This is a genomic window from Kineococcus sp. AC630, from assembly GCF_979255925.1.
Map to the genome: position 1 here is coordinate 60164 of NZ_CEEDMJ010000013.1, position 22814 is coordinate 82977.

23 protein-coding genes and 1 pseudogene are annotated in these 22814 nt (G+C 72.9%); 13 read left to right on the forward strand and 11 right to left on the reverse strand.

From position 1 onward, the window contains the following. The first annotated feature begins 142 nt into the window (after positions 1 to 142). Together AC0I8G_RS14900 and AC0I8G_RS14905 are read left to right on the forward strand one after the other, a co-directional pair. Positions 143 to 1405, forward strand: coding sequence for an aromatic ring-hydroxylating oxygenase subunit alpha (locus AC0I8G_RS14900; protein ID WP_471730605.1), 1263 nt, complete (start codon positions 143 to 145; stop codon positions 1403 to 1405). Next, positions 1402 to 2544, forward strand: a complete 1143-nt coding sequence (locus AC0I8G_RS14905; RefSeq protein ID WP_471730606.1) for an FAD-binding oxidoreductase — start codon at positions 1402 to 1404, stop codon at positions 2542 to 2544. The genes AC0I8G_RS14900 and AC0I8G_RS14905 overlap by 4 nt, the downstream gene beginning before the upstream one ends. Before the next feature lie 3 nt (positions 2545 to 2547). Here AC0I8G_RS14905 and AC0I8G_RS14910 read toward each other — a convergent pair whose 3' ends face one another. Beyond that, positions 2548 to 3897, reverse strand: coding sequence for an MFS transporter (locus AC0I8G_RS14910; protein ID WP_471730607.1), 1350 nt, complete (start codon positions 3895 to 3897; stop codon positions 2548 to 2550). 133 nt (positions 3898 to 4030) lie between these two features. Continuing rightward, the gene (gene ku, locus AC0I8G_RS14915; protein WP_471730608.1) at positions 4031 to 5038 is read right to left on the reverse strand and encodes a non-homologous end joining protein Ku; all 1008 of its coding nucleotides are present in this window, start codon (positions 5036 to 5038) and stop codon (positions 4031 to 4033) included. A 69-nt stretch (positions 5039 to 5107) separates the two neighbouring features. On the opposite strand from ku, the gene AC0I8G_RS14920 reads away from it, so the two are divergent. Further along, positions 5108 to 6016 (forward strand): 3-methyladenine DNA glycosylase, encoded by a 909-nt coding sequence (locus tag AC0I8G_RS14920; RefSeq protein ID WP_471730609.1) that lies wholly within the window; start codon positions 5108 to 5110, stop codon positions 6014 to 6016. Positions 6017 to 6226: 210 nt separating this feature from the next. Here AC0I8G_RS14920 and AC0I8G_RS14925 read toward each other — a convergent pair whose 3' ends face one another. After that, positions 6227 to 7522, reverse strand: a complete 1296-nt coding sequence (locus AC0I8G_RS14925) for a Fic family protein (protein ID WP_471730610.1) — start codon at positions 7520 to 7522, stop codon at positions 6227 to 6229. Between the two features lie 270 nt (positions 7523 to 7792). On the opposite strand from AC0I8G_RS14925, the gene AC0I8G_RS14930 reads away from it, so the two are divergent. Further along, entirely contained in the window at positions 7793 to 8188 is a 396-nt protein-coding gene (locus tag AC0I8G_RS14930; RefSeq protein ID WP_471730611.1) for a nitroreductase family deazaflavin-dependent oxidoreductase, read from the forward strand. A gap of 17 nt (positions 8189 to 8205) precedes the next feature. On the opposite strand, the gene AC0I8G_RS14935 is transcribed toward AC0I8G_RS14930, so the two are convergent. Together AC0I8G_RS14935 and AC0I8G_RS14940 are read right to left on the reverse strand one after the other, a co-directional pair. Continuing rightward, positions 8206 to 9048, reverse strand: coding sequence for a siderophore-interacting protein (locus AC0I8G_RS14935; protein ID WP_471730612.1), 843 nt, complete (start codon positions 9046 to 9048; stop codon positions 8206 to 8208). A 15-nt stretch (positions 9049 to 9063) separates the two neighbouring features. Continuing rightward, a complete protein-coding gene (locus AC0I8G_RS14940) occupies positions 9064 to 10041 on the reverse strand; it encodes a siderophore-interacting protein (protein ID WP_471730613.1) in 978 nt (325 codons plus the stop codon). A 124-nt stretch (positions 10042 to 10165) separates the two neighbouring features. On the opposite strand from AC0I8G_RS14940, the gene ligD (AC0I8G_RS14945) reads away from it, so the two are divergent. Both ligD (AC0I8G_RS14945) and ligD (AC0I8G_RS14950) read left to right on the forward strand, forming a co-directional pair. Further along, complete coding sequence (gene ligD / locus AC0I8G_RS14945) at positions 10166 to 11095, forward strand: non-homologous end-joining DNA ligase (RefSeq protein WP_471730614.1); 930 nt, start codon at positions 10166 to 10168, stop codon at positions 11093 to 11095. Then, positions 11092 to 12030: a non-homologous end-joining DNA ligase gene (gene ligD / locus AC0I8G_RS14950; protein ID WP_471730615.1), complete on the forward strand. Its 939-nt coding sequence runs from the start codon at positions 11092 to 11094 to the stop codon at positions 12028 to 12030. Before ligD (AC0I8G_RS14945) ends, ligD (AC0I8G_RS14950) begins: the two co-directional genes overlap by 4 nt. Before the next feature lie 4 nt (positions 12031 to 12034). Here ligD (AC0I8G_RS14950) and AC0I8G_RS14955 read toward each other — a convergent pair whose 3' ends face one another. Beyond that, positions 12035 to 12721, reverse strand: coding sequence for a hypothetical protein (locus AC0I8G_RS14955; RefSeq protein ID WP_380260495.1), 687 nt, complete (start codon positions 12719 to 12721; stop codon positions 12035 to 12037). A 134-nt stretch (positions 12722 to 12855) separates the two neighbouring features. Here AC0I8G_RS14955 and AC0I8G_RS14960 point away from each other — a divergent pair, with 134 nt between their 5' ends. Further along, on the forward strand, positions 12856 to 14460 hold the full coding sequence (locus AC0I8G_RS14960; protein ID WP_471730616.1) for an MDR family MFS transporter: 1605 nt from the start codon (positions 12856 to 12858) through the stop codon (positions 14458 to 14460). On the opposite strand, the gene AC0I8G_RS14965 is transcribed toward AC0I8G_RS14960, so the two are convergent. After that, the gene (locus tag AC0I8G_RS14965) at positions 14360 to 15166 is read right to left on the reverse strand and encodes a class I SAM-dependent methyltransferase (RefSeq protein ID WP_471730617.1); all 807 of its coding nucleotides are present in this window, start codon (positions 15164 to 15166) and stop codon (positions 14360 to 14362) included. The genes AC0I8G_RS14960 and AC0I8G_RS14965 overlap by 101 nt on opposite strands. Positions 15167 to 15248: 82 nt before the next feature. Between AC0I8G_RS14965 and AC0I8G_RS14970 the strand changes: the two genes are divergently transcribed. Continuing rightward, entirely contained in the window at positions 15249 to 16088 is an 840-nt protein-coding gene (locus tag AC0I8G_RS14970; protein WP_471730618.1) for a GNAT family N-acetyltransferase, read from the forward strand. On the opposite strand, the gene AC0I8G_RS14975 is transcribed toward AC0I8G_RS14970, so the two are convergent. Genes AC0I8G_RS14975 through AC0I8G_RS14985 form a run of 3 tightly spaced genes read right to left on the reverse strand, consistent with a single transcriptional unit; the run spans position 16067 to position 18385 of the window. Then, complete coding sequence (locus AC0I8G_RS14975; RefSeq protein WP_471730696.1) at positions 16067 to 16780, reverse strand: HAD family hydrolase; 714 nt, start codon at positions 16778 to 16780, stop codon at positions 16067 to 16069. The two genes, AC0I8G_RS14970 and AC0I8G_RS14975, sit on opposite strands and share 22 nt — an antisense overlap. Beyond that, positions 16777 to 17247: a DUF4383 domain-containing protein gene (locus AC0I8G_RS14980; RefSeq protein WP_471730619.1), complete on the reverse strand. Its 471-nt coding sequence runs from the start codon at positions 17245 to 17247 to the stop codon at positions 16777 to 16779. The genes AC0I8G_RS14975 and AC0I8G_RS14980 overlap by 4 nt, the downstream gene beginning before the upstream one ends. Before the next feature lie 46 nt (positions 17248 to 17293). Further along, positions 17294 to 18385 (reverse strand): FUSC family protein, encoded by a 1092-nt coding sequence (locus AC0I8G_RS14985; RefSeq protein WP_471730620.1) that lies wholly within the window; start codon positions 18383 to 18385, stop codon positions 17294 to 17296. A 61-nt stretch (positions 18386 to 18446) separates the two neighbouring features. Here AC0I8G_RS14985 and purD point away from each other — a divergent pair, with 61 nt between their 5' ends. From purD to AC0I8G_RS15010, 5 genes are read left to right on the forward strand one after another with little or no spacing between them, the layout of a single operon-like run. Then, positions 18447 to 19730: a phosphoribosylamine--glycine ligase gene (gene purD, locus AC0I8G_RS14990; protein WP_471730697.1), complete on the forward strand. Its 1284-nt coding sequence runs from the start codon at positions 18447 to 18449 to the stop codon at positions 19728 to 19730. After that, positions 19727 to 20605, forward strand: coding sequence for a phosphoribosylaminoimidazolesuccinocarboxamide synthase (locus tag AC0I8G_RS14995; protein WP_471730621.1), 879 nt, complete (start codon positions 19727 to 19729; stop codon positions 20603 to 20605). The genes purD and AC0I8G_RS14995 overlap by 4 nt, the downstream gene beginning before the upstream one ends. Positions 20606 to 20663: 58 nt before the next feature. Then, positions 20664 to 21446, forward strand: a complete 783-nt coding sequence (locus tag AC0I8G_RS15000; RefSeq protein ID WP_471730622.1) for a DUF4253 domain-containing protein — start codon at positions 20664 to 20666, stop codon at positions 21444 to 21446. Next, positions 21437 to 21862 carry a CidA/LrgA family protein gene (locus AC0I8G_RS15005; RefSeq protein WP_471730623.1) on the forward strand — a complete coding sequence of 142 codons (426 nt, stop codon included), beginning with the start codon at positions 21437 to 21439 and terminating at the stop codon, positions 21860 to 21862. Before AC0I8G_RS15000 ends, AC0I8G_RS15005 begins: the two co-directional genes overlap by 10 nt. Continuing rightward, a complete protein-coding gene (locus AC0I8G_RS15010; protein WP_471730624.1) occupies positions 21859 to 22554 on the forward strand; it encodes an LrgB family protein in 696 nt (231 codons plus the stop codon). Before AC0I8G_RS15005 ends, AC0I8G_RS15010 begins: the two co-directional genes overlap by 4 nt. 13 nt (positions 22555 to 22567) lie before the next feature. On the opposite strand, the pseudogene AC0I8G_RS15015 reads toward AC0I8G_RS15010, so the two are convergent. Beyond that, positions 22568 to 22814 (reverse strand): annotated as a pseudogene (locus AC0I8G_RS15015) (hypothetical protein); the annotation flags it as partial.

Sequence of the window (22814 nt, forward strand, 5' to 3'; positions counted from 1 at the left end):
ACCTGCGGCGCGGCGCGCCGGGCGTGCTTGACACGCGGTTCCCGCCATCCCAGACTTGTTGCGCGATGGGGCACCGTTCCGCAGTGCGGAACACCGTTCACGACAGGCACGAGGCGCACCGAACCCCGAGAGGGAGAGCCGCATGACCGCTCAGACCGTCGTCGCCGCGCCCGCGGAGGCGATCGACGACCTCGTCACCCGCCGCGTGCCGGGTCAGAGCCTCGAGGCCCCGTTCTACACCTCCGACGAGGTGTACCGGCGGGACCTGGACGTGATCTTCGCGAAGAACTGGATCTTCGTGGCGGCCGCGGCCGAGCTCCCCGAACCGGGCGACTACGTCACGGTCGAGGTCGGCGCGTACTCGGTCATCGTCGTGCGCGACGACGACGAGCAGGTCCGGGCCTTCCACAACGTCTGCCGGCACCGCGGTTCACGGCTGCTCGAGGAACGCCAGGGAGCGGTCGGCAACATCGTCTGCCCGTACCACCGCTGGACGTACGGGGTCGACGGGAAGCTCATGTTCGCCGAGTCCCAGCCGGCGACGTTCGACAAGAGCTGCTTCTCGTTGCGGTCCGTCCACGTCCGGAACGTGTCCGGGCTGGTGTTCGTCTGCCTCGCCGACGAGGCTCCGGAGGACTTCGACGCCGTCGCCGAGATCCTCGAACCCCACCTCGCACCCTACGAACTGGACCGGGCGAAGGTCGTCGTCACCTACGACCTGGAGGAGGCCGGCAACTGGAAGCTGGTGATGGAGAACAACCGCGAGTGCTACCACTGCGACGGGCACCCGGAACTCATCACCGCCTACTTCCCGCTGTTCGCCTACGACCCCGAGGACATCACCCCGCGGCTGAAGCCGATCTTCGACCGCTACACCGCGGCCGCCGAGGCGCTGGAGAAGGTCCGGGCCGCGCACGGCCTTCCGTTGACCGACCACCGCGAACTCGACACCCGCGTCGTCGGGTTCCAGCTCTCGCACCTGCCGCTCGACGGCGAGGGGAAGTCGTTCGCGCCGAACGGGGCCGCGGTGTGCACGAAGCTCATGGGCTCCGTCCAGGACGCGGCCTTCGGCGACCTCTCGCTGCACATGCAGCCGAACTCGTGGTTCCACCTGCTCTCCGACCACGCCGTCGTGTTCTCGGTGCTGCCGACCTCGACGGGGACCAGCGTCCTGCGCACGACGTGGCTGGTGCACCCGGACGCCGTCGAGGGGGTCGACTACGACCTCGACGCGCTGACGTCGGTGTGGCGGGCGACGAACGACCAGGACCGCGCTCTCGTCGCGAACACCCAGCGCGGCTGCGCGAACCCCGGGTACGTCCCGGGGCCGTACTCGATGGTCGAGGACGACGTCGAGGCGTTCGTGAACTGGTACGTCACGCGGCTGCGCGAGCAGATCGCATGACCGTCACCGACCCCCTCGGCGTCGTCGCCCACCCCGGGCAGGTCGGGGTGTGGGGTGACGAGGAGGACCTCGGCGAACTCGTCTGCCTCGGGGTCCGCGACATCACCCACGACGTCAAGACGTTCTGGTTCGAGTCGGCCGGCGGACACGTCTTCCACTTCGACCCGGGGCAGTTCGTCACCCTGCACCTCGACGTCGACGGCCGGCGGGTCGAGCGGTCGTACACGATCTCCTCGCCCCCCACCCGTCCGCACCGCCTCGCCATCACGGTCAAGCGGAAGCCGGGCGGTCTGGTGTCGAACTTCCTGCACGACACGATGGTCCCGGGCACCCGCGTGATGGCGGCGCCGCCGCTGGGGGTGTTCAGCGTCGTCCGGCACCCGCGGACGAAGTACCTGTTCCTGTCGGCGGGGTCCGGCATCACCCCCGTGATGTCCATGGTCCGCACGCTCGTCGACCTGGGCTCCGACGTCGACGTGCTCTTCGTGCACTCGGCGCGGACCCCCGCCGACATCGTCTTCCGCTCCGAGCAGTGGGGGATGCCCACCCAGTTCCCCGCCGTCAACGTCGTCCAGGTCTGCAGCGAGGACTCCCCGGGCCAGGACTGGCACGGGCACCGCGGCCACCTCGACGCGGCCCTGCTCGAGGAGATCGCCCCCGACCTGGCCGAGCGCGAGGTCTTCGTGTGCGGCCCGGAGGGCTACATGGCCACCGTGCGCGAGGCCCTGCGCGAGCGCGGTTTCGACATGACCCACCACCACGAGGAGACCTTCGTCTTCGAGTCCCTCGCGCCGTCGGCGTTCGTGGAGTCCGTCGCCGAGGGCGTCGGTGACATCGGCGACTTCCAGCCCACCCCGGACGACGAGCCGGCGGCCACCGCCTTCACCGTCCGAATGGCGAAGTCCGGGCGGAGCTTCCCCTGCGGCCCCGACGAGTTCATCCTCGACGCCGCGTTCCGGGCCGGGATGTCGCCGCCGAGTTCTTGCAGCCAGGGGATGTGCGGGACGTGCAAGACGGTCCTGCTCTCCGGCGACGTCGACATGCAGCACAACGGCGGCATCCGGCCCCGGGAGATCGCGGCCGGGAAGGTGCTCATCTGCTGCAGCAGACCACTCGGGGACGTCTCGATCGACTCCTGAGCGTCACGCGCCCCGCAGTCGCACCGCCGCCAGCACGGCCCCGACGGCGGTGACGGCCGCCCCGACGGTGAGCACGAGGGAGACGGCGTGGGTGTGGGCGGCGGCCGACCCGGTCGCGACCCCGGCGATCACGAACAGGACGCCGACCGCGCCCGAACCCGTCGACTGCGACACCGTGCGGTTCAGGTTCAGCACCCCCGCGGCCGAGCCGGCGAGGCGCAACGGGGCGGCGGCCATCATGTCCCGGTTGTTCGGCGACTGGAACACCGCGAAACCCAGACCGCACACCCCGGTGCGGACCAGGATGTCCACCGTCGACGCGCCGTCGGGCAGCAGGGCGAGGGAGAGCAACCCGCCGGCGAGGACGACGAGGCCGATCAGGGCCAGCAGGCGCGGGGAGACCCGGTCCGCCGCCCGCCCGGACAACGGGGCCACCACCACGATGACCAGGGGCCAGGGCGTGAACAGCAGCGCGGAGCGCAACGCGCTGTCCCCGAAGGACTCCTGGAACAGGAACGGCAGCGCCACGAAGGCGGTGCCCTGCCCGAAGAACGAGCACGCGGCTGTCAGCACCGCCAGCGAGAACGGCCGGGTGAACAACCCCAGCGGGATGACCGGGTTCGCGCTCCGCGCCTCGTGCCGGACGAAGAACCCGATCAGCACGACGGTGAGCACGAGCAGCGCCACGGACAGCGGCAACGTCGAGGTCGCTCCCACCCCGCGGATGCCGAGCAGGAAGCAGGAGATCGCCGCGGCGATCAGCACGGACCCGGAGGCGTCGAAGCGGCCGGGCCGGGCCGGGACGCGGGGCAGGTGGCGCAGGCCCAGCACGAACGACACGGCGGCGATGGGGACGTTCACGAGGAACAGCCACGGCCAGGGCGCGACGCTCAGGAGCAGGCCCCCCAGCGTCGGGCCGGCGGAGGTCCCCAGGGCCACGGTCATCGCGTTGAGGCCGAGCACGCTCCCGAGCCGTTCCGGCGGGAACACGTGGCGGTAGGTCGGGATCGGCACCGCGAGGATGAGCGAGGACCCGATGCCCTGCACGACCCGGGCGGCGACGAGCAGGCCGAGGGTGGGGGCCGCCGCGCAGGCGATGGAGGCCACGGCGAAGACGGGCAGCCCGACGAGGAAGAGCCGCCGCCGCCCGATCCGGTCACCGAGGGCCGCGGTGGCCGGGATGCAGCAGGCCGCCGCCAGCAGGAACGCCGTCGTCACCCAGACGGTGTCGGACGCCGAGGCGTCGAGATCACGGGCCAGGGTCGGCAGCGCGACGTTGACGATGGAGGCGTCGATCGTGGCCATGAGGGTCGCCGAGAGCATGGCGGCCACGACCAGGTTGCGCCGGACCACGGGAGGTTGCGTCGTCGAGGAGGTCATGCGGGGGCGCGGCCGGTCCTTCCGTCGGTCGACCCCGCCGACGGGCGGTGGAGGTCGAGAGCCTCAGGCAAGTATCCGGCCGCTCAGCCCTCGACCCCCGGTGGGGTCAGGCCGACTTCCTCGCGCCGGTGGTCTTCTTGGCCGCCCCGCTCGTCTTCTTCGCCGTGGTCTTCTTCGCGGCCGTCTTCTTCGCGGCCGTCTTCTTCGCCGACGTCTTCTCGGCGGCCGCCTTCTTCGCGGGTGCGGCCTTCTTCGTCTCCTCGGCGGGAGCCGCGTCCTCGGCCTCGGCGGGCGCGTCCTTCGACGGCCCACCACGGGCGCGTTCGACGCTGCGCTGCAGGGCGGTCAGCAGGTCGACGACCTCGCCACCGCGCGGGCCGCCCGTCCCGGACGCGTCGGAGCCCTCCCCGGCCGCCGCGGACGGTGCGGCGTCGGCGTTCTCGAGGCGGGCGTCGATGAGCGTCTTCACGGCCGCCGCGTAGTCGTCCTCGAACTCCTCGGGGTGGAAGTCGCCCGCGAGCGACTCGACCAGGGAGGCGGCCATCTTCAGTTCCTGCGGGCGCAGCTCGACGTCCGTCTCGAGCACCTCGAAGTCGGCGGCGCGGACCTCGTCCGGCCAGAGCAGGGTCTGCAGCACGATGGCCTTGTCGCGCACGCGCAGCACGGCGACGGACTCGCGCTGGCGCAACGCGATCTTCACGACCGCCATCCGGTCGGTCTCGGCGAGCGCCTCGCGCAGCAGCGCGTACGGCTTCGCCGCCCGCGACTCGGGTTCGAGGTAGTACGGCTTCGACAGCAGGATGGGGTCGACCTGGTCGGCCGGGACGAACTGGAGGACGTCGATCTCGTGCCCGCTGGCCACCGGGAGGTCGCTGAAGTCGTCGTCGCTGAGGACCACGAGCTTGCCGTCGGGGCTCTCGTAGCCCTTCGCGACCTCGTCGTAGGCGACCTCCTCGCCACAGACGGAGCACGTCCGCTTCATCCGGATCCGACCACCATCGCTACGGTGGACCTGGTGGAAGTGGATGTCGTGTTCGCCGGTGGCGGCGTAGAGCCGCACGGGCACGTTGACCAGACCGAAGGACACGGCGCCCTTCCAGATGGCGCGGGCCATGGCGTACCCCCTCAGACGACCGGAATCCCACCGTACGGGGATGACCACGACACCGCACGGGATCCATCGGTGACCACTCTGCCGTCGCCGCAGTGGCGTTCCCGCGAGGCCGCCCACGCGCAGCGCGCGCACCGGTTGACCGCTGCCGCGGTGGAGCGGCGCGGCCGGGGGGAGAAGCACCCGGTCGAGGACTTCCTCTTCACCTACTACAACTGGGCGCCAGGCAAGCTGGCCCGCTGGCACCCCGGGGTGGGGGTCGTCCTCGAGGACGCCGAGGAGCGCGCGGACTGGGCCAACTACGTCCGCTCCGGTACCGGGGTGGCCGTCGACGGGCCCGGACTGGCCTCGGCCCGCTCCGCGACGATCCGGCTGGCCCGCGACGTCCTGGCCGCGACCCGGGGCCGGGCGCCGATGCTCGCCTGCTTCGGGCTCCACGAGTGGGCCATGGTCCACCGGACCCGCCCCGAGCAGGTCCGTCACGCCGGCCTGCCGCTGCGTCTCGGCCACGCCGGCACCGACGACGTCGTCGAGTCGCACAAGATCCGCTGCAGCCACCACGACGCCTTCCGGTTCTTCACCCCGAGCGCCGTCCCGCTCAACGAACTGCAGCCGACGCGGGTCGACCAGGCCGCGCAGGAACAGCCGGGCTGCCTGCACGCCACGATGGACTGCTACCGCTGGGCCATGAAGCTCTCGCCCGCGGTCCCGGGGGAGTTGCTGCTCGACTGCTTCGAACTCGCCCGGGACGTCCGGATCCTCGACATGCGGGCCTCGCCCTACGACGTCACCTCGATGGGCCACGAACCCGTGGCGATCGAGACCCCCGAGGGCAAGGCGACCTACGTCCGCGCCCAGCGGGAGTTCGCCGAGCGGGCCGACCCGTTGCGGGTCCGGTTGATCGCCGTCTGCGACGCGCTGCTGGCTCAGGCGGGCTCGGCGAACCCGTCGCCGCGCGGAACAGCGGGGACCCCGTGCTGATCGGGCCACGCCCGGGGCGATCAGCGTCGGTCACGAGGTCGTGGGTCGCGGACCAGGACTGCACCCTGTCGTCGTGAACGTCTGCGCCGCAGGCGATCCGAGGGTCATCCCGACGACGGGGTTCCCGGCGGAGTGCAGCCACCGCGCCGACGGGAGGTGCTCAGGTCGCCGAGCGGCACTGACGGGGTGGGCTCCGCAGGCCCCCGTCGCTCAGGATCGGGGGCGGTAGGGCACTGGGCGTGAGGGCCGTTGCTGGGAGGTGTCCCACTGGGTGCTCGCGAGCTGACGCTCGACGCTGGTGATGAGGTCGAAGACGTCCAACGCCAGGTAGTAGTTGGTCTTCTGATCGTACTTCTTCCGGGTCAGGATGCCCGCCTCGGTGAGTTCGTCGAGAGCGTCCCGTGCTGCTGGCGCTGAGGCGCCGTAGGTGTCCATCACGGTGGTCGTGGTGAGCACGGGGGTCTCCTGCAAGCCCAGCAGGATGTTCGCGGCGGCGGAGCCGGCGCGAGGTTGAGGACGCAGGCCCTTGCGGGAGCGGTGGGCTGCGAGCGCGGTGGTCCACTCGGTGCGCAGGTTCTCCAGCTCGGCGGCGAAGGTGGCGGCCTGCTCGACGGCGGTCTGGGTGGCGGTGAGGAAGGTGCGCAGCCACTGCGAGACGCCCTCGGACGCCTGGGGGCTGGTGGGGGCGCCGTCGTAGCGGTAGGCGGTGAGGGCTCGTACGTAGTCCCGGGAGCGGGTGAAGAGGACCTGGCTGATGGGCAGGACGGCGGTTCGGGTGAGGCCGCGGCGTACGAGGACGGCGTGGATGACGGCGCGCCCGACGCGGCCGTTGCCGTCGGGGAAGGGATGGATCGTCTCGAACTGGGCGTGGGCGATGCCGGCCTGGACGAGGGGCGCGTGGGTGCCGCCGTTGAGGTAGGTGATCAGGTCCTGCATGAGGTCGGGCACGTCGTCCGGGACGGGCGGTACGAAGTCGGCGGCGACGGGGTTGTAACCGTTGCCGCCGATCCAGTTCTGGGTCCGGCGTACGCCGTGGGCCTCGGGTTCGCCGTCGAGCAGGGTGCGCTGGACGGCTTCGAGGGCGTCGAGGGTGATGGAGTCCATGCCCGCGACGGTCGTGGCGGCTTGCTGCACGGCCGTGATGTTCGCGGCGACGCGTCGCGCAGTCGCTGATGCTTTGCGGTGCAGGCCCTCGCTGGAGAAGAGTTCGGCGATGCCGACCTGCTGGGGGGAGACTTCCAGGCCTTCGATGCGGGAGGAGGCGATGGCTTCGGAGCGCAGGAGGAATCGGGAGAGTCCTTCCAGTCCGCGAGAGCCGGGGTGGTCCACGAGGCGGCGCACGCTGGTCTCGGTGCGGGCGGCGAGGGCATCGACGTCGGGGTCGAGGATGAGGGGGCGGCTCGTGAGCCGGTCTGGGGTGTAGACGCGGTAGGGCCCGCCCTTGCGGCCGATGCGGCTGGCCGCGTCGGGCTGGCCTTCCCAGTGCGTCTCGTGCGTGCCGGCCACGGATTCATCCTTTCCCGTCCACCCTGGATACGCAAGGATAGTACGTAAATCAGCGCATCCGCGGTGGACGTGAAAGGTTGGGTGGCTTCAACGCGCGCCCGAGTTCGGTCCTCGACTGCTCGCGCTGTCCATGTCCCACGCAGCCACGACCCCGCCGTCACTCCAAGACCGGGCGGGGGGTCGTGCGCTGGTCGAGGAGTGGACCGTGGCCGCTCCGGGCGCCTAGGTTCGACCCGACGGACGCGAACGGCCCACTCCCGGGAGGCGACGGTGCCGCTGCCGAAGGCCCTCGCCCGGGCCAACCGACTCGTGCTGAACCGCGTGATGCGCAGGGTGGCGCCCCTCGCGCCGGGCCTGGGGTTGCTCACCCACCGGGGGCGGAGGTCGGGGCGGGAGTTCACGATCCCGGTGAACGTCTTCGTGGTCCGCGGCGGGGTCAGACTGGCCCTCACCTACGGCCCGGGGACCGACTGGGTGAAGAACGTCCTCGCAGCCGGTGGGTGTTCCGTGCGCCACGGGGGCCGGACGCTGGAACTGAGCAACCCCCGGATCGTGCACGACCCGGGACGTGCGGGCATGCCGCCGTTCGTGCGGTTCGTCCTCGCCCGGATCCACGTCGAGCAGTTCCTGGACCTCGACGTGCCCGACCACCCACGACGGGGGTGATCGGGCCCGCCAGGGGATCAGACCCCGGCGGTCGCGTCGTCGGAGTCGGCCGCGGCGGCCCAGTCGCGCTTCTCGGAGCGCCAGCCCTCCTCGGTGCGCCCGCGTCGCCAGTAGCCGGACGCCGACAGCAGTTCCCGGGTGACCCCGAGGTCGGCGCGGGCCCAGCGGCGGACGGCGCGCACGCTGTCGGCCTCCCCGTGCAGGAACGCCTGCGGCACACCGGTCGGCAGGTCGAGGGAGCGCAGGAACGCGACGAGGGCCTCCGGGTCGGGTTCCTCCCGGTGCACCCAGTGCAGCCGCAGGTCCCCCGGCGAGGTCAGCGCGAGCTCCTCCGCGGGGCCGTGCACCTCGACGACGGCTACCGCGGTGGCGCCGGCGGGAACGCGTTCCAGCGAAGCGGAGATGGCGGGCAGGGCGCTCGCGTCGCCGACCAGCAGGTGCCACGCGGCGTCGGCCGACGGGGTGTACGCCCCGCCCGGTCCCGTGATCCACAACTCGTCGCCCGGCTGCGCCCCCGCCGCCCACGGCCCGGCGAACCCCTCGTCCCCGTGCACGACGAAGTCGATCGTCACTTCGCCGTCCACGACGGAGCGGACCGAGTACGTCCGCTGCACGGGCCACTCGGTCCGGGGTCGCTCCTCGCGGATCCTCGCGACGTCGAACGGTTCGTCGTAGACGACGCCCTCGACCGGGAAGAGCAGCTTCACGTAGGAATCGGCGTGCTCGACGGTGAAGTCGGAGAGGTCCTCGCCACCGAAGACGACCCGCACCATGTGCGGGGCCAGCTGCTCGGTGCGCTGGACCACGGCCAACCGCTGCCCGCGGCCACCGGTCTTCTCGCGCCTGAAGGGGTTGCGCACGTCGTCTCCCACCGGTCAGTCCGACTCGGCGCGACCCTCGCGCCAGTAGCCCATGAAGGCCACGGAGGTCCGCGGCACCCCCACGTCGCGGACGAGGTGACGTCGCAACGTCCGGACCACGCCCGCCTCTCCAGCCAACCACGCGTAGAGGCACTCCGGGCCCACGGCCTCGGCGTTCTCGGGCACGTCCCAGAGGATGTCGTCCCCCTCGAGCCCGACCTCGGTGAAGTCCTCCGCGCTCGCCCGCGACGCCTCGTCGACCAACGCCGACGCGAGCGCCTCGACCCGGGCCTGCAGCAGTTCGCCCACGGCGTGGGAACCGTTGCGCGGCAGCCACTCGACGGTGAGGTCGGCGGGGGAGCGCAGGTCCAGCAGGTCGCCCCCGCGCGGCACCTCGAGCACCACCGTCGCCTTCACGCCCACGGGCAGTCGTTCCAGGATCGCCGAGACCGCGGGAACGGCCGTCTCGTCCCCGGCCAGCAGCAGCGTGCGGGCCTCGGCGGGCGGGGCCCACTCCACTCCCCACATGCGCCCGGTCCCGGGGCTGCTCGGTCCGACGAGGACGACCTCGCTGCCCACCGTCGCGGCTGCCGCCCACGCCGACGCCGGTCCGGCGTGCCCGTCTCGCACGCCGTGCAGCACGAAGTCGACGTCGATCTCGGCCTGCGCGTCGACGCTCGCGGGGCGGTACGCGCGCACGGTGTAGGTCCGCATCACCGGGCGCACGTCGTCGTCGAGCCCGCGCCACCACGTGTACCAGTCCTCGGCCGGGAGGTCGTAGGCCTCGAACGGCTGCTTGAGCAGCAGCACCTTGAAGCGCTGGTCGTACCCGCCGGCGCCGAAGTCCCCGAGGTCGGGCGACGTCATGGTGAGGCGCACGAAGCTCTCCCCGAGGCGCTCGACGCGCGAGACCCGGACGCGGAACAGCGCGTACGACGCCCGCCTCAGCTGGGTCTGCGTCGTCCGTTCGGCCGTGCCGGTCACCGTGCTCATCCCTCGAACTCCCCACGTCGTGTGAGGACAGGCTAACCAACAATCGGGGGACGCCGCTACGAGCGGTCGCCCGGGTCCGGTGGCCCCGGTCGCCGGTCGGCGACAGAGTGTGACCGTGTTGCCCATGCTCGCGACCGCGGCCGCGGCCTCGCGCGTGCCCACCGACGCCGACCGCTGGGCCTACGAGGTGAAGTGGGACGGCATGCGGATCCTCGCCGACGTCCACGAGGGGAGCGTCCTGCTGCGCTCGCGCACCGGCCGCGACGTCTCGGCCACCTTCCCCGAACTCACCGCGCTCGCCGAGGCGCACGCCGACGTCCACCTCGACGGCGAGGTCGTCGCCCTCGAGGACGGTCTGCCCTCGTTCTCGGCGCTCGCCGACCGGATGCACGTCCGCGACGCGCGGTCGGCGACGATCGCCGCCCGGCGCACCCCGGTGACGCTCATGGCCTTCGACGTCCTGCGGCTGTACGGCGTCGAACTCCTCGACCGCCCGTGGCAGGAACGGCGCGAGTCCCTCGACCGGCTGCAACCCTCCGGCAGCGCGTGGCAGGTGTCGCCCGTCTACCCCGACGCGGCCTCGCTGCTGACCGCGACCCGGGAACAGGGGCTGGAGGGGATCGTCGCGAAGCGCCGGACCTCCCCCTACCAACCGGGGCGACGCAGTCCCGACTGGGTGAAGCACGCCCACCGCCGGCACCAGGCCTGCCTCGTCGTCGGGTGGCGACCCGTCGAGGGGGCGGGTTCCCGGATGGGCGGCCTGCTCCTCGCCGTCCCCGGGGCCGACGGGGCGCTCCGCTACGTCGGACGGGCCGGCAGCGGACTCGGGGCGGGCATGGAGGAGGAGTTGCTGGGGGCGCTCGCCGGGCACGAGCTCCCGCGACCCGTCGTCGACGTCCCGCGTCCCGATTCCGTGGGCGCGCACTTCACCGCGCCCGTCGTCGTCGTCGAGGTGCGCCACCTCGGGGCGACCACCGGCGGGAGGCTGCGCCAGCCCACCCTGCGCGGGGTGCGCAGCGACCTCGAACCGTCCGACGTCCGGGAGGAACGGTGACGGGCACGTCCGGGGGGCACGACGAGACCGTCGTCGACGTCGAGGGACGCCACCTCCGGCTGCGGAGGTTGGAGAAGGTCCTCTACCCCTCCACGGGAACGACCAAGGCCAAGCTCCTCGCCTACGTGAGTTCCGTGGCCCCGGCCCTGCTGGCGCAGCTCGCGGACCGGCCGCTGACCCGGAAGCGCTGGCCGGACGGGGTCGGGAAGAACTCGTTCTTCGAGAAGAACGTCCCGCGCGGCCTGCCGGAGTGGGTGCGGACGGTGGAACTCGACGCCCCCGGCAGTACCAAGGACCGCGAACGCGTCCGCTACCCGTTGATCGACGACCTCGCCGGGCTGGTGTGGCTGGTGAACCTCGCCGCCCTCGAACTGCACGTCCCGCAGTGGCGCGTCGGGCCGCGCGGCGGGGTGCACCACCCCGACCGCCTCGTCATCGACCTCGACCCGGGGGAGGGGACGGGTCTGGCGGAGTGCGCCGAGGTGGCGCTCGCCGTCCGCGAACGCCTCGACGCCGACGGGCTGGAGTGCCACCCCGTGACCTCGGGGTCGAAGGGGATGCAGCTGTACGCGAAGGTCTCGGGGATCCAGGACGCCGACGTCCTGCGCTCCTACGCCCACCGGCTGGCCCAGGAGATGGAACGGGACCGACCGGAACTCGTCGTCTCGCGCATGACGAAGGTGCTGCGCGGCGGCAGGGTCCTGCTGGACTGGAGCCAGAACAACTCCGCCAAGACCACGGTCGCCCCGTACTCCCCGCGGGGGCGCGAACGACCCTGCGCGGCCGCACCCCGCACGTGGGCGGAACTCGCCGACCCGGGGTCGTTGCGGCAGTTGAGCCTGGACGAGGTCGCGGCGCGCTACCTCGGCGACGGTGACCTGCTCGCCCACCTCGGCCCGGACACCGAGCCCGGCCCGCGCGTCCCGACCTCGTGAACCCTCAGACCTGCACGCGCGCGATCCGGATCGCGCCCGGGTGCAGGCTGATCCGCGGGGAGTAGCTGAAGACGGCCCGGGCCTGCAGGAACTCCTCCGGACCGAAGTCGATCGAGGTCAGGGTGACCTCGAGGTAGCCGCGCAGGGCGGCGAGGTGCTCCTCCGCGACCACGGCGTGCAACGGCGTCTCGCGGCGGCTCATGAGCAGCACGTCCGCCTCGCACCACTCGGCGTCGACGAAGCGGCGCCGGGCCAGACCGCCACCGCTGGCGCCGAGGCGGGCGTGGCGCCGCAGCAGCGTGTCGAGGTAGGCGTTGGGGGTGCAGGTCGGGGCGACCGCCTCGGTCACGGACGCCGTCGCCGCGACCAGCCACCCGGCCAGCGCGTCCGCGGTGACGTCCTCGACGGCCACCAGGGAGAGCAGGTGGGTGAGGCACGCCTGGTCCACCGCGCCGCCCAGGGAGACGAGGGCCTCGGTCTCGGCGCGGGCGACGTCGTCGAGGTCGCTGCGGCGCACCGGGACGGGCTCGCTGCCCGCGTGCAGCTGGGTGCCGGGGTCGACGCCCGCGGGAACCCCGTCGACGTCGTCCCAGACGCTGAAGGCGCTGTGCCGGTGGACGTCACCCGCGGTGTCGGGGTCCAGGGTGATCGTCTCGCCGCGGCGGGACAGCACGGGGGGCTCGGTGTCCATCACCTCCGATGGTAGTGACGGGGTCGCCGCCGCGGCGACCGACTTCCGGGCGTCACCCGGACGGAGGTCTCAAGCGGTTGCCGGAACGAACCGAAACAAGGTGTGTGCAGCAACCATCCGCTCCTCCGGCGCCCATGACGCACCGCCAGATCATGGAGGCCCTCTCCGGCCTCCTGCTCGGCATGTTCGTCGCGATCCTCTCCTCCACGGTCGTCTCGAACGCCCTGCCCACCATCGTGGCCGACCTCCACGGCAGCGAGTCCGGGTACACCTGGGTCGTGGTCGCCTCGCTGCTCGCGACGACGATCTCCACCCCCGTGTGGGGGAAGCTCTCCGACCTCTTCGACAAGAAGGTCCTGGTGCAGTCCGCGCTGGTCCTCTTCGTGGTGGCCTCGGCGGTCGCGGGGTTGTCGCAGAGCATGGGGATGCTCATCGCCATGCGGGTCGTCCAGGGGCTGGGCGCCGGCGGTCTCACCGCGCTGGCGCAGGTGATCATGGCCTCGATGATCGCGCCGCGCGAACGCGGTCGCTACTCCGGCTACCTCGGGGCGACGTTCGCGCTGGGCACCGTGGGGGGCCCGCTCGTCGGGGGCGCCCTCACCGAGCACCTGTCCTGGCACTGGTGCTTCTTCGTCGGGGTCCCGTTCGCCGTGCTCGCGTTCTTCGTCCTCGGTCGCACCCTCGACCTGCCCACCGTGAAGCGCGAGGTCCACATCGACTACGCCGGGGCGCTGCTGCTGGCCGGTGGGGTGTCGGCCCTGCTCGTCTGGGTCTCACTGGCCGGTCAGCAGTTCGACTGGGCCTCCTGGCAGACCGCCGCCCTCGTCGGCGGCGGGATCGCCCTGCTCGGCCTGACCGTCCTCGTGGAGTCCCGCGCGGTCGAACCGATCATCCCGCTGCGGTTCTTCCGCGAACCCACCGTCGTGCTCTCCGCCGTCGCGAGCCTGTTCGTCGGCATCGCGATGTTCGGCGGCACGGTGTTCCTGTCGCAGTACTTCCAGTCCGCCCGGCTGCAGTCGCCCACGATGGCCGGCCTCTCCACCCTGCCGATGATCCTCGGCCTCACCCTGGCCTCGACGGTCGCCGGCCGGTCCATCACCCGGACCGGACGCTGGAAGGGCTGGATCGTCGCCGGTGGGGTCCTGCTCAGCGCCGGTCTCGCGCTGATGACGACCATCGCGGCGGACACCGCCTACGTCCTCGTCGCGGTCCCGATGTTCCTCCTCGGCGCCGGCGTCGGGATGATGATGCAGAACCTCGTCCTGGCCGTGCAGAACGTCGTGGCGCGGGAGGACCTCGGGGCGGCGAGTTCGTTCATCGCCTTCACCCGCACCCTGGGGGGCGCGATCGGCGTCTCCGCGCTCGGAGCCGTTCTCGCGCACCGGGTCTCCACCCACCTGATGGCCGGCCTGCGCTCCGCGGGGATCGAGGCCTCCGCGCTCGGCGGGGGTGGCGTCCCGAACGTCCACACCTTGCCCGAACCCGTCCGCGGGATCGTCGCGGCGGCCTACGGCGCCGGCGTGGCGGACGTTTTCCTCGCCGCGACCCCGTTCGCCGTGCTGGCCCTGGTCATCGCGTTCTTCTTCCGCGAGACGAGTCTGCGCTCCTCGACGGAGGCGCCCGCGGGGACCCCCGAGGTCACGGCCGGGATCCCCGCGCCAGCAGGTGCCCCGCGACCCCGAGGAGCGCGGGTTCGCGTTCGGTCGCGCGGACGAGGCCGAGCAGGCGTTCGCGGCTGACCGGGTCGTCCAGGAGTTCCCCGAGGTGGGCGTCGGCCAGACCGGCCAACCCCTCGACCGCGACGGGACCGTCGACCGTGAAACCCGCGGTCGACAGTTCCGCCGCGAGTTCCTCGGGGCGGTGGAAGTAGGCGGTCGTGAACCACCGTTCGCGGCGGGAGTCGTTGCGGTGCCGACCGGTCCGCAGGTCCTCCTCGACCACCGCCGCGAACTGCTCGTCCGCGATCCAGCCTCGGAGCACGCCGTCCAGCGCGGAACCCCAGCGGCTGATGGCCGCCGCGACCACGACCCCGCCGGGACGCAGCACCCGGAACGCCTCCCGCAGGGCGAGCGCGCGATCCGCGGCCTCGACCAGGTGGTAGAGCGGCCCGAGCAGCAGGACGACGTCGGCGCTGCCGTCGGGGAAGGGCAGGGCGCGCGCGTCACCCCGCAGCACGGAGGCCAGCGGCGCGGGGGTCTCCACCGCCCGGGCCTGCGCCACGTGCAGTTCGACCGGGTCGAGCAGGTGCACCGCGTAGCCCCGCTCCGCGAGGGGGAAGGCGTGGACGCCCGCGGCCCCGCCCACGTCCAGGACCGTCGCCGGCGCCGCGGGCAGCCAGCGGCCCAGCAGTTCCGTGGTGCGCCAGAACTCCAGGCGTCCCGCGCCCGACGTCAGCCGGCCCTGTTCCCGTCCGCGGTCGTAGTACGCGGTGATCTCGTCGTCCACGCGACCACCCTGGCCCGGTCCGGGGCCGGTGACCAGCGGATTCCCGGTTGACCAGCGTCCGGCAGAACCGGTCGGATGGGGTGTGCTGCAACCCCGGACCCGACTCTCCGACGACGACCTGCGCGCCGTCGCCGAGCTCGAACGCCGTGTCGTCGCCCACGACGGCGGACGCCTGAAGATCGAGTGGGAGGACCTGCGCCACCGCTCCGGGGAGCGCACCAACGACCTGCTGTGGTTCGAGGGGGACCGCGTCGTCGGGTTCGCGGCCTTCGACTCCCACGGCGGCCCGGCGGTCGAGATCGCCGGGATGGTGGATCCCGGCGCCCGTGGACGCGGGATCGGGACGGCGATGCTGGCCGCGGCGATCGACGTGTGCCGGGAACGCGGTTCCGAGCAGGCGCTGCTCATCGTGCCGCGGGCCTCCGAGGCGGGCCACCACCTCGCCGAGAGCGTGGGGGCGGCCCTGGAGCACTCCGAGCACGCCCTGCGCCTCGACTGCGTCCCGGCGGAGGGTGTCGAGGACCCCGCGACGACGCTGCGGGCCGCCACCGCCGACGACGTCCCCGTCCTCACGCAGGTGCTGGCCGCCGCCTTCGGGCACGAACCCGGGCACCTGCTGCAGAGCCTCCAGACCACCCGGACGCTGGTCGTCGAGCACGACGGGGAACCCGTCGGGACCGTCCGCCTCACCCGGGACGGCGAGGTCGGCGGCGTGTACGGGTTCGCGATCGATCCCCGGTCCCAGGGCCGCGGCATCGGCCGCGACGTGCTGCGCCGCAGCTGTCGGGAGTTCTTCGCCGACGGGGCGACGTCGGTCCGCCTCGAGGTCGCCGTCGACAACCCGCGCGCCCTCGGTCTCTACACCTCGATCGGGTTCGAGCCGGTGACGACGGAGGACTACTACGACCTGCCGCTCACCTGAGCGCCGAGGAACCGGGGCAGTCCGGTGAGGGACCGCATCCGCTGCGGTTCGTCGAACGGACCCGCGCCGTGGCGGTCCAGGTGCACCGCGGGCATCCCCGCGGCGCGCGCTCCCACGACGTCGACGGGGTGGTCGTCGCCGACGTGCAGGGTCGCGGCGGGGTCGACGCCCAGGCGGTCGCAGATCGCGCGGAACGCCTCGGGCCGGGGCTTGGCCAGGCCGAGCTCCCCGGCGGTGACGACCGGCCCGACCCGTCCGGCGAGGCCCAGGACCTCGAGCTTCGCGTTCTGCTGCTCGGGCATCCCGTTGGTCAGCAACCCCACGCGGAGGCCCGCCGCGCCGATCGCGGCCAGGGCCGCCTCGACGTCGTCGAACGCCCGCCAGTGGCGGCGGTAGCGGGTGAGGTAGTCGCGCTGGAACTGCTCGTCCAGGACGGCGTCGTCGCCGACCGGGGAGTCCAGCAGCGGGAGGAAGTCGCGGAGGCGGCGACGGCGGTGCTCGTCGTGGGAGACCAGACCTTGGCGCCAGTCGGCGTGGTGGCGTTCCTCGATCTGCGACCAGGCCGACTGCGTCGCCTCGTCGGGTGCGCGGCCCAGACTGCGGAGCCAGTCCGCCACCGCGGCGCGGGAGGCGCCGCGGTGGTCGAAGAGGGTGCCGTCCAGGTCGAGGACGACGGCACGCAGGCGGGTCAGAAGACGCCCAGTTCCTCGACGTGCTTGGCGCGGGTACGTGCGGCGCCGGCCGCGATGACGATGCCCAGGGCCAGGTGCAGCCAGTTGCTCGCCGTGTTGACCGGCAGGACGTCGCTGGGGGAGTTCACGACGATGCCCGCGCCCGCCAGACCGGCGACCAGGTAGGCGATGGCCACCCAGACGACGGTCTTGTGCGCCTGGCGCGGCGACCCCGAGAACGCCAGGATCGTCAGCCCGAAGAGGATCTGCAGCGACGCGCTCACGACGGACGACGTGAACAGCCCGAAGAGGTGGGCGTCGGAACCGTAGAAGCCCATTCCGTCGTAGTTGGTCGTCACCCCCGGGATCAGCCCGAGGACACCCAGGCCCAGCACGAGGATGGCCACCCCGCGGGCGTACCCCGAGACGGGACCGCCGCTGACCGGGGCTGCTTCGATGGCGGCGGGAGCCGCGGCGTGAGAGCTCATGGGCCTACTATCCCAGGTCGTCGCGACCCGGGTCGGCGGGGCGAGGTCAGTGCGGCAGCAGCCGGTGCGCCTCGGCGGCGCTGACCCCCTGCGCCTGCAGCAGGTCCACCACGATCGAGCGCAGCTGGGCCACCACCACCGTCGCCGACAACGACTCCGCCCCCAGCGTGCGCGGGCCGAGCGTCACCGCCAGTTCCTTCAGGCCGGCCACCGACGGAGGCACCGTCTCCCCGGCGTAGGCCGGTTCACCCAGGGAGCGCACCGACGCCGCGAGGGAGTCCAGGGCGCCGGCCAGGGAGTCGGGCATCTGCTCGCCGTACTGCAGGGCCGTCGCGACCCGCCGCAGTGCGACCCGGACGTTGCGCGTGGCCCGGTCCATCCCGGCCTGCAGCTTCTTCTGCTGCAGGATCTCGCCGCGACCGCTGCGCCGCAACGGCGACAGCCGGTGCACCTCCTGACCGGCGTTCACCGACTGCGACCAGCCCTCGAGCTCGGTCGAGGTGCTCCGGGCCCGGGCCAGGACCTCCTGGGCCTTCGCGGCGTCGTGGCCGCGGATCGCGCCGGCGCCGTCCTCCAGCAGGTCCGCCAACTGCCCGGCGTAGGCCTTGGCGCGGCCACGGACGTCCCGGCGCGGATCGGGTGGCAGCAGCGCCGCGATCGCCAGCGCGACCACCACGCCCGTCATGGCGTCCAGCCAGCGCGCGGAACCGCTGGTCCCGGCCTGCGGGGGGTAGGCGACGATGAACGACGCCTGCAGCGCCGCCTGGTTGACCAGCAGGATCCCCGAGTCCAGGAACCGCGCGATGAGCATGGCCGCCGCGACGATCGCGGTGATCTGCAGCGGTCCCCGGCCGACCAGGGCGACGACCCCCGTCCCGAGCAGCACCCCGATCGTGACGCCGACCCCGAGCTCGCCGACCCTCCGGAGGCGCTGGTTGTTCTGCACGCCGAGGCAGACGACGACGGCGACGCACGCGAAGACGGGGTAGGGCTGGTTCCACAGGGCCTGCGCGAGCATCCACGCCACCCCGGCGCCGAGACCGCACTGCATGATCTGCCACCACGAGCCCTGCCACCGCTGCCAGCCGGTACGGCTTCGCCGTCGGACGGTGACGGCGAAGGGGATCGTGCGGGGCACGGGAGTGATCCTCTCCTACGACGTCGTGAAGGCCACCCCGGAACCTCTACCCTCGGTCCCCGTGGACGTCCTCGTCATCGGATCCGGTGCCCGTGAGCACGCCTTGGTGCGTGCCCTGCTCGACGATCCCGGGGTCGACCGCGTGCTCGCGGCCCCCGGCAACGCCGGGATCGCGCTCGTCGCCCCCGTCGAACCCGTCGACGCGACCGACCCCGACGCCGTCGCGGCGCTCGCGGTCCGCCTCGGCGCCGACCTCGTCGTCGTGGGTCCGGAGGCACCGCTCGTCGCCGGTGTCGCCGACGCCGTCCGCGCCGCCGGCATCGCCTGCTTCGGCCCCTCGGCCGAGGCCGCCCGCCTCGAGGGGTCCAAGGCCTTCGCGAAGGAGGTGATGGCCGCCGCCGCCGTCCCCACCGCGATGGCGCACCTCTGCACCACGGAGCAGGAGGTCGCCGCCGCGCTGGACGCCTTCGGTGCCCCGCACGTGGTCAAGGACGACGGCCTCGCCGCCGGCAAGGGCGTCGTCGTCACCGACGACCGGGAGGCGGCGCTGGCCCACGCGCGCACCTGCCTGGCCCACGGCCCGGTCGTCGTCGAGGAGTTCCTCGACGGCCCGGAGATCAGCGTCTTCTGCCTCACCGACGGCGAGAGCGTCATCGCCCTGGCCCCCGCGCAGGACTTCAAGCGGGCCCTGGACGGCGACGAGGGCCCGAACACCGGCGGCATGGGGGCCTACTCGCCGTTGCCGTGGGCGCCGGCCGACCTCTCCGACGTGGTCGTGGAGCGCATCGCCCAGCCCGTCGTCGACGAGATGGCCCGGCGCGGCACCCCGTTCAGCGGTGTCCTCTACTGCGGCCTGGCCATGACCTCGCGCGGTGTGCGGGTCATCGAGTTCAACGCCCGCTTCGGCGACCCGGAGACCCAGGTCGTCCTCGCCCGGCTCGCGACCCCGTTGGGTGGGGTGCTGCACGCCTGCGCGACCGGTGTCCTGCGCGACCAGCCGGCGCTGCGCTGGCGCGCGGACGCGGCGGTCACCGTCGTCCTCGCGGCGCCGGGGTACCCGGAGGCCCCGGTGACGGGCGGTCTGCTGCGCGGTCTCGACGCCGCGGACGCCGTCGGCGGGGCCGCGGTGCTGCACGCGGGCACTGCCCCCGCCCCCGACGGCACCGGGATCGTGAGTTCCGGGGGGCGCGTCCTCTCGGTCGTCGGCGTCGGCGCCGACCTCGCTGCGGCGCGGGCGGTGGCCTACGAGGCCGTGGAACTGATCGACCTCGAGGGTGGCCGGTTCCGTCGCGACATCGCGCTGACGGTGGCGACCGGGTCGCGAGCGACGGACGTGATCGCATGAGCGTTCGCGAGCTGGACGGCTGGACCCACACCTACTCCGGCAAGGTCCGCGACCTCTACGCGCCGGCCGGGGGCGACGACGGGACCGTGCTCGTGGTCGCGAGCGACCGGATCTCCGCCTACGACCACGTGCTGACGAGCACGATCCCCGACAAGGGGAAGGTGCTGACCGCGCTGTCGTTGTGGTGGTTCGAGCAGCTGCGCGACGTCGTCCCGAACCACGTCCTCTCCACCGACGTCCCCGCCGCCGTGGCTGGACGCGCGATGGTCTGCCGCAACCTCGCCATGTTCCCCGTCGAGTGCGTGGCCCGCGGGTACCTCACGGGTTCTGGTCTGGCCGAGTACCGCGAGAGTTCCACCGTCTGCGGGCTGGAACTGCCCGCGGGACTGCTCGACGGTTCCCGCCTCGACGAGCCGATCTTCACCCCCGCGACGAAGGCCGAACTCGGCGAGCACGACGAGAACGTCACCTTCGAGCACGTCGCCGCGACCATCGGCGCCGACGCCGCCGCGGAACTCCGCGACCTGACGCTCGCGGTCTACCGCCGGGCCGAGGGGATCGCGCGCGAACGCGGGATCGTGCTGGCCGACACGAAGTTCGAGTTCGGGACGGTCGACGGGGTGACGGTCCTCGGGGACGAGGTCCTCACCCCCGACTCCTCGCGGTTCTGGCCCGCCGAGACCTGGGAACCCGGTCGCGCGCAGCCCAGCTTCGACAAGCAGTTCGTCCGCGACTGGCTCACCTCGCCCGCGTCGGGCTGGGACCGCCGGGGTGCCGACGCGCCGCCGGAACTGCCCGCCGAGGTCGTGGAGAAGACCCGCGACCGCTACGTCGACGCCTACGAACGGTTGACGGGTCAGACCTTCAGCGCCTGACCCCGCGATCCACGGGGGTGGTGGCCCGTTCCCGGTCGCGGTCTGCGACGGTGGTCGGGTGACCGGACGTGCAACCACCCTCGCCGAGCTCGTCGCCGCCGTCCCCGGGTTGCCGTCGGGGCGGCTGGTGTCCCCGGCGGGGTACCCCGGCGCGGAACCGCTGCTGTGGGTCTCCGCGGTGCCGGCGTCGGTCGGTGCGTGGACGGAACTAGCCGCCGCGCACGTGGTCACGGGGCTGTGGCCGGTCCTGCTCGAGGGCCTCGCGGACGACGACGTCGCCCGCCCCTGGCTGGAGGGCGAGTTCGCCCCCACCGGCTGGCGGGCCCTGGACACCGCGGCCGTGGAGGAGTTCCTCGCCGGGGACTTCGCGGACGCGTTCGACGACGACGAGTTCCCCGACGGCGCGCCCGCCTGGCCCGGTCTGTCCCCGGCCCTCGTGCCCCTCGCCGACCCCGCCTCCGTCGCCGCGGTGCTCGCCGACGAGCTGCTGACCCACGGCCCCCACCGCCACCTCGGACTGGTGCGGGCCGAGCGGGGGGCCGACGTGCTCGCCGAGCTCGGCTGGCTCGGGGCGACGAACCACGACGCCGACCCGGGGACGCTGTCGTCGGTCCTGCGCAGCTGGGAGGACCGGTTCGGGGCGCGGGTGGTGGCGATGGGTTTCGACACCCTCTTCGTCAGCGTCGCGGCCCCGCCGAGCGACGCCGCGGAGGCGTTCCCCGTCGCGGCGGAGCACCTCGGTCTCTGCTACGACGCCGTCTTCCAGGACGGGCCCGGGGACCTCGACGGGTACGCGAGCGAACTCGTCGGCGTGGGGGTGTGGCGGTTCTGGTGGGACTGAACCCCAACGCCGGCGGGCGTGACGTCCCCCGCCCGCCCGGCCACGGCTGGGCCCCGCACGTGCCGACCGTCCTCGCGGCGCTGGTCCTGCTCCTCGGGCTGCAACTGCTCGGCACGCTGCTCGTCGACGTCACGCACCTCCCCGTCCCCGGGGCCGTGGTCGGGCTCGTGGTGCTCCTCGTCGTCGGAGCTCGCTTCCCCGGTCTCGTTCGCCGGGCGGAACCCGCGGGCGAACCGCTGCTGAAGCACCTGCAACTGCTCTTCGTCCCGCCCGGGGTGGGGGCGCTGACGCAGTTGTCGACCCTGGTCCACTCGGTCGGGCCCCTGGCCCTCGCCGTCGGCGGTTCGTTCGCGACGGGGTTGGTCGTCGCCGGGTCGTTGCTGCAGAAGATGTTGCGCCGCAGGGAGTCGGTGTGAGTGCGCTGATCCACGCGCCCGGTTTCGGGTTGGCGCTCACGGTCGCGGCCTACCTCGGCGCCGGGGAACTGCACCGCCGGCTCGGGCGGCCCGCGCTGCTGGCTCCCGTCCTCGTCGCGATGGTCGTGGTCTCGGTGGTGCTGGAGGTCCTCGGCATCTCCTACCAGGAGTACCTGGCCTCCGTGTCGATCCTGACCCTGCTGCTCGGCCCGGCCACGGTGGCCCTCGCGTTGCCCCTGCTGCGGTCGGGTCGGGCGCTGCTCGCCGACCGGGCGGCGGTGCTCGTGACCCTCGTGGTGACGGGTGTCGTGAGCGTCGGCGTGACCGTGGCCGCGCTCCTGGCGCTGGGGGCCGACGACAGCCTCGTGCTCACGACGTTGCCCCGCTCGGTCACCACGCCCGTGGCGCTGACGGTGGGGGAGACGATCGGGGCGAACACGACGCTCGCCGTGGTCCTGACGCTGGTCTCCGGTGTCCTGGGGGCGACGGTCGGCCCGTGGCTGCTGGACCGGGTGCGCGTGTCCGACCCGCGGGCGCGGGGTTTCGCGATCGGCATGGTGTCGCACGGGATCGGAACGTCGCGGGCGCTCGTGGAGTCGGACGTGACGGGCGGCTGGTCCAGCGCGGCGATGGTGCTGAACGCCCTCGCGATGACGGTCGCGCTGCCGGTCGTGGCCCGGTTCTTCTCCTGACGGGGGACCGTCGTCAGCCGGTCAGGTGGAGGGCTTCGTCGCACCAGCGGACCAGGTGGGACAGGACCAGACCGCGCTGCCGGTACAGGTGCCCGGCGTCGACGGGGCGGTGGTACGCGTCGTGCTCGGGTTCGGCGGCCCGTTCCAGCAGCAACGGCAGCAGCCACGCGTACTTCACGCACGAGGCCACCACGCCCAGCCGGGCGTCGCGCTCAGACAGGTCCCCTGGTCGCTCGAGGACATCGCGGGGTTGGCGGCAC

What these genes read in the sequence shown, in the direction of transcription:
- AC0I8G_RS14900 (WP_471730605.1), top strand. Translation starts at nt 143, where the DNA reads ATGACCGCTCAGACCGTCGTCGCCGCGCCCGCGGAGGCGATCGACGAC.
- AC0I8G_RS14905 (WP_471730606.1), top strand. Translation starts at nt 1,402, where the DNA reads ATGACCGTCACCGACCCCCTCGGCGTCGTCGCCCACCCCGGGCAGGTC.
- ku (WP_471730608.1), bottom strand. Translation starts at nt 5,038, where the DNA reads ATGGCCCGCGCCATCTGGAAGGGCGCCGTGTCCTTCGGTCTGGTCAAC.
- AC0I8G_RS14940 (WP_471730613.1), bottom strand. Translation starts at nt 10,041, where the DNA reads ATGAGCACGGTGACCGGCACGGCCGAACGGACGACGCAGACCCAGCTG.
- ligD (WP_471730614.1), top strand. Translation starts at nt 10,166, where the DNA reads ATGCTCGCGACCGCGGCCGCGGCCTCGCGCGTGCCCACCGACGCCGAC.
- AC0I8G_RS14955 (WP_380260495.1), bottom strand. Translation starts at nt 12,721, where the DNA reads ATGGACACCGAGCCCCCCGTGCTGTCCCGCCGCGGCGAGACGATCACC.
- AC0I8G_RS14960 (WP_471730616.1), top strand. Translation starts at nt 12,856, where the DNA reads ATGACGCACCGCCAGATCATGGAGGCCCTCTCCGGCCTCCTGCTCGGC.
- AC0I8G_RS14980 (WP_471730619.1), bottom strand. Translation starts at nt 17,247, where the DNA reads ATGAGCTCTCACGCCGCGGCTCCCGCCGCCATCGAAGCAGCCCCGGTC.
- AC0I8G_RS14995 (WP_471730621.1), top strand. Translation starts at nt 19,727, where the DNA reads ATGAGCGTTCGCGAGCTGGACGGCTGGACCCACACCTACTCCGGCAAG.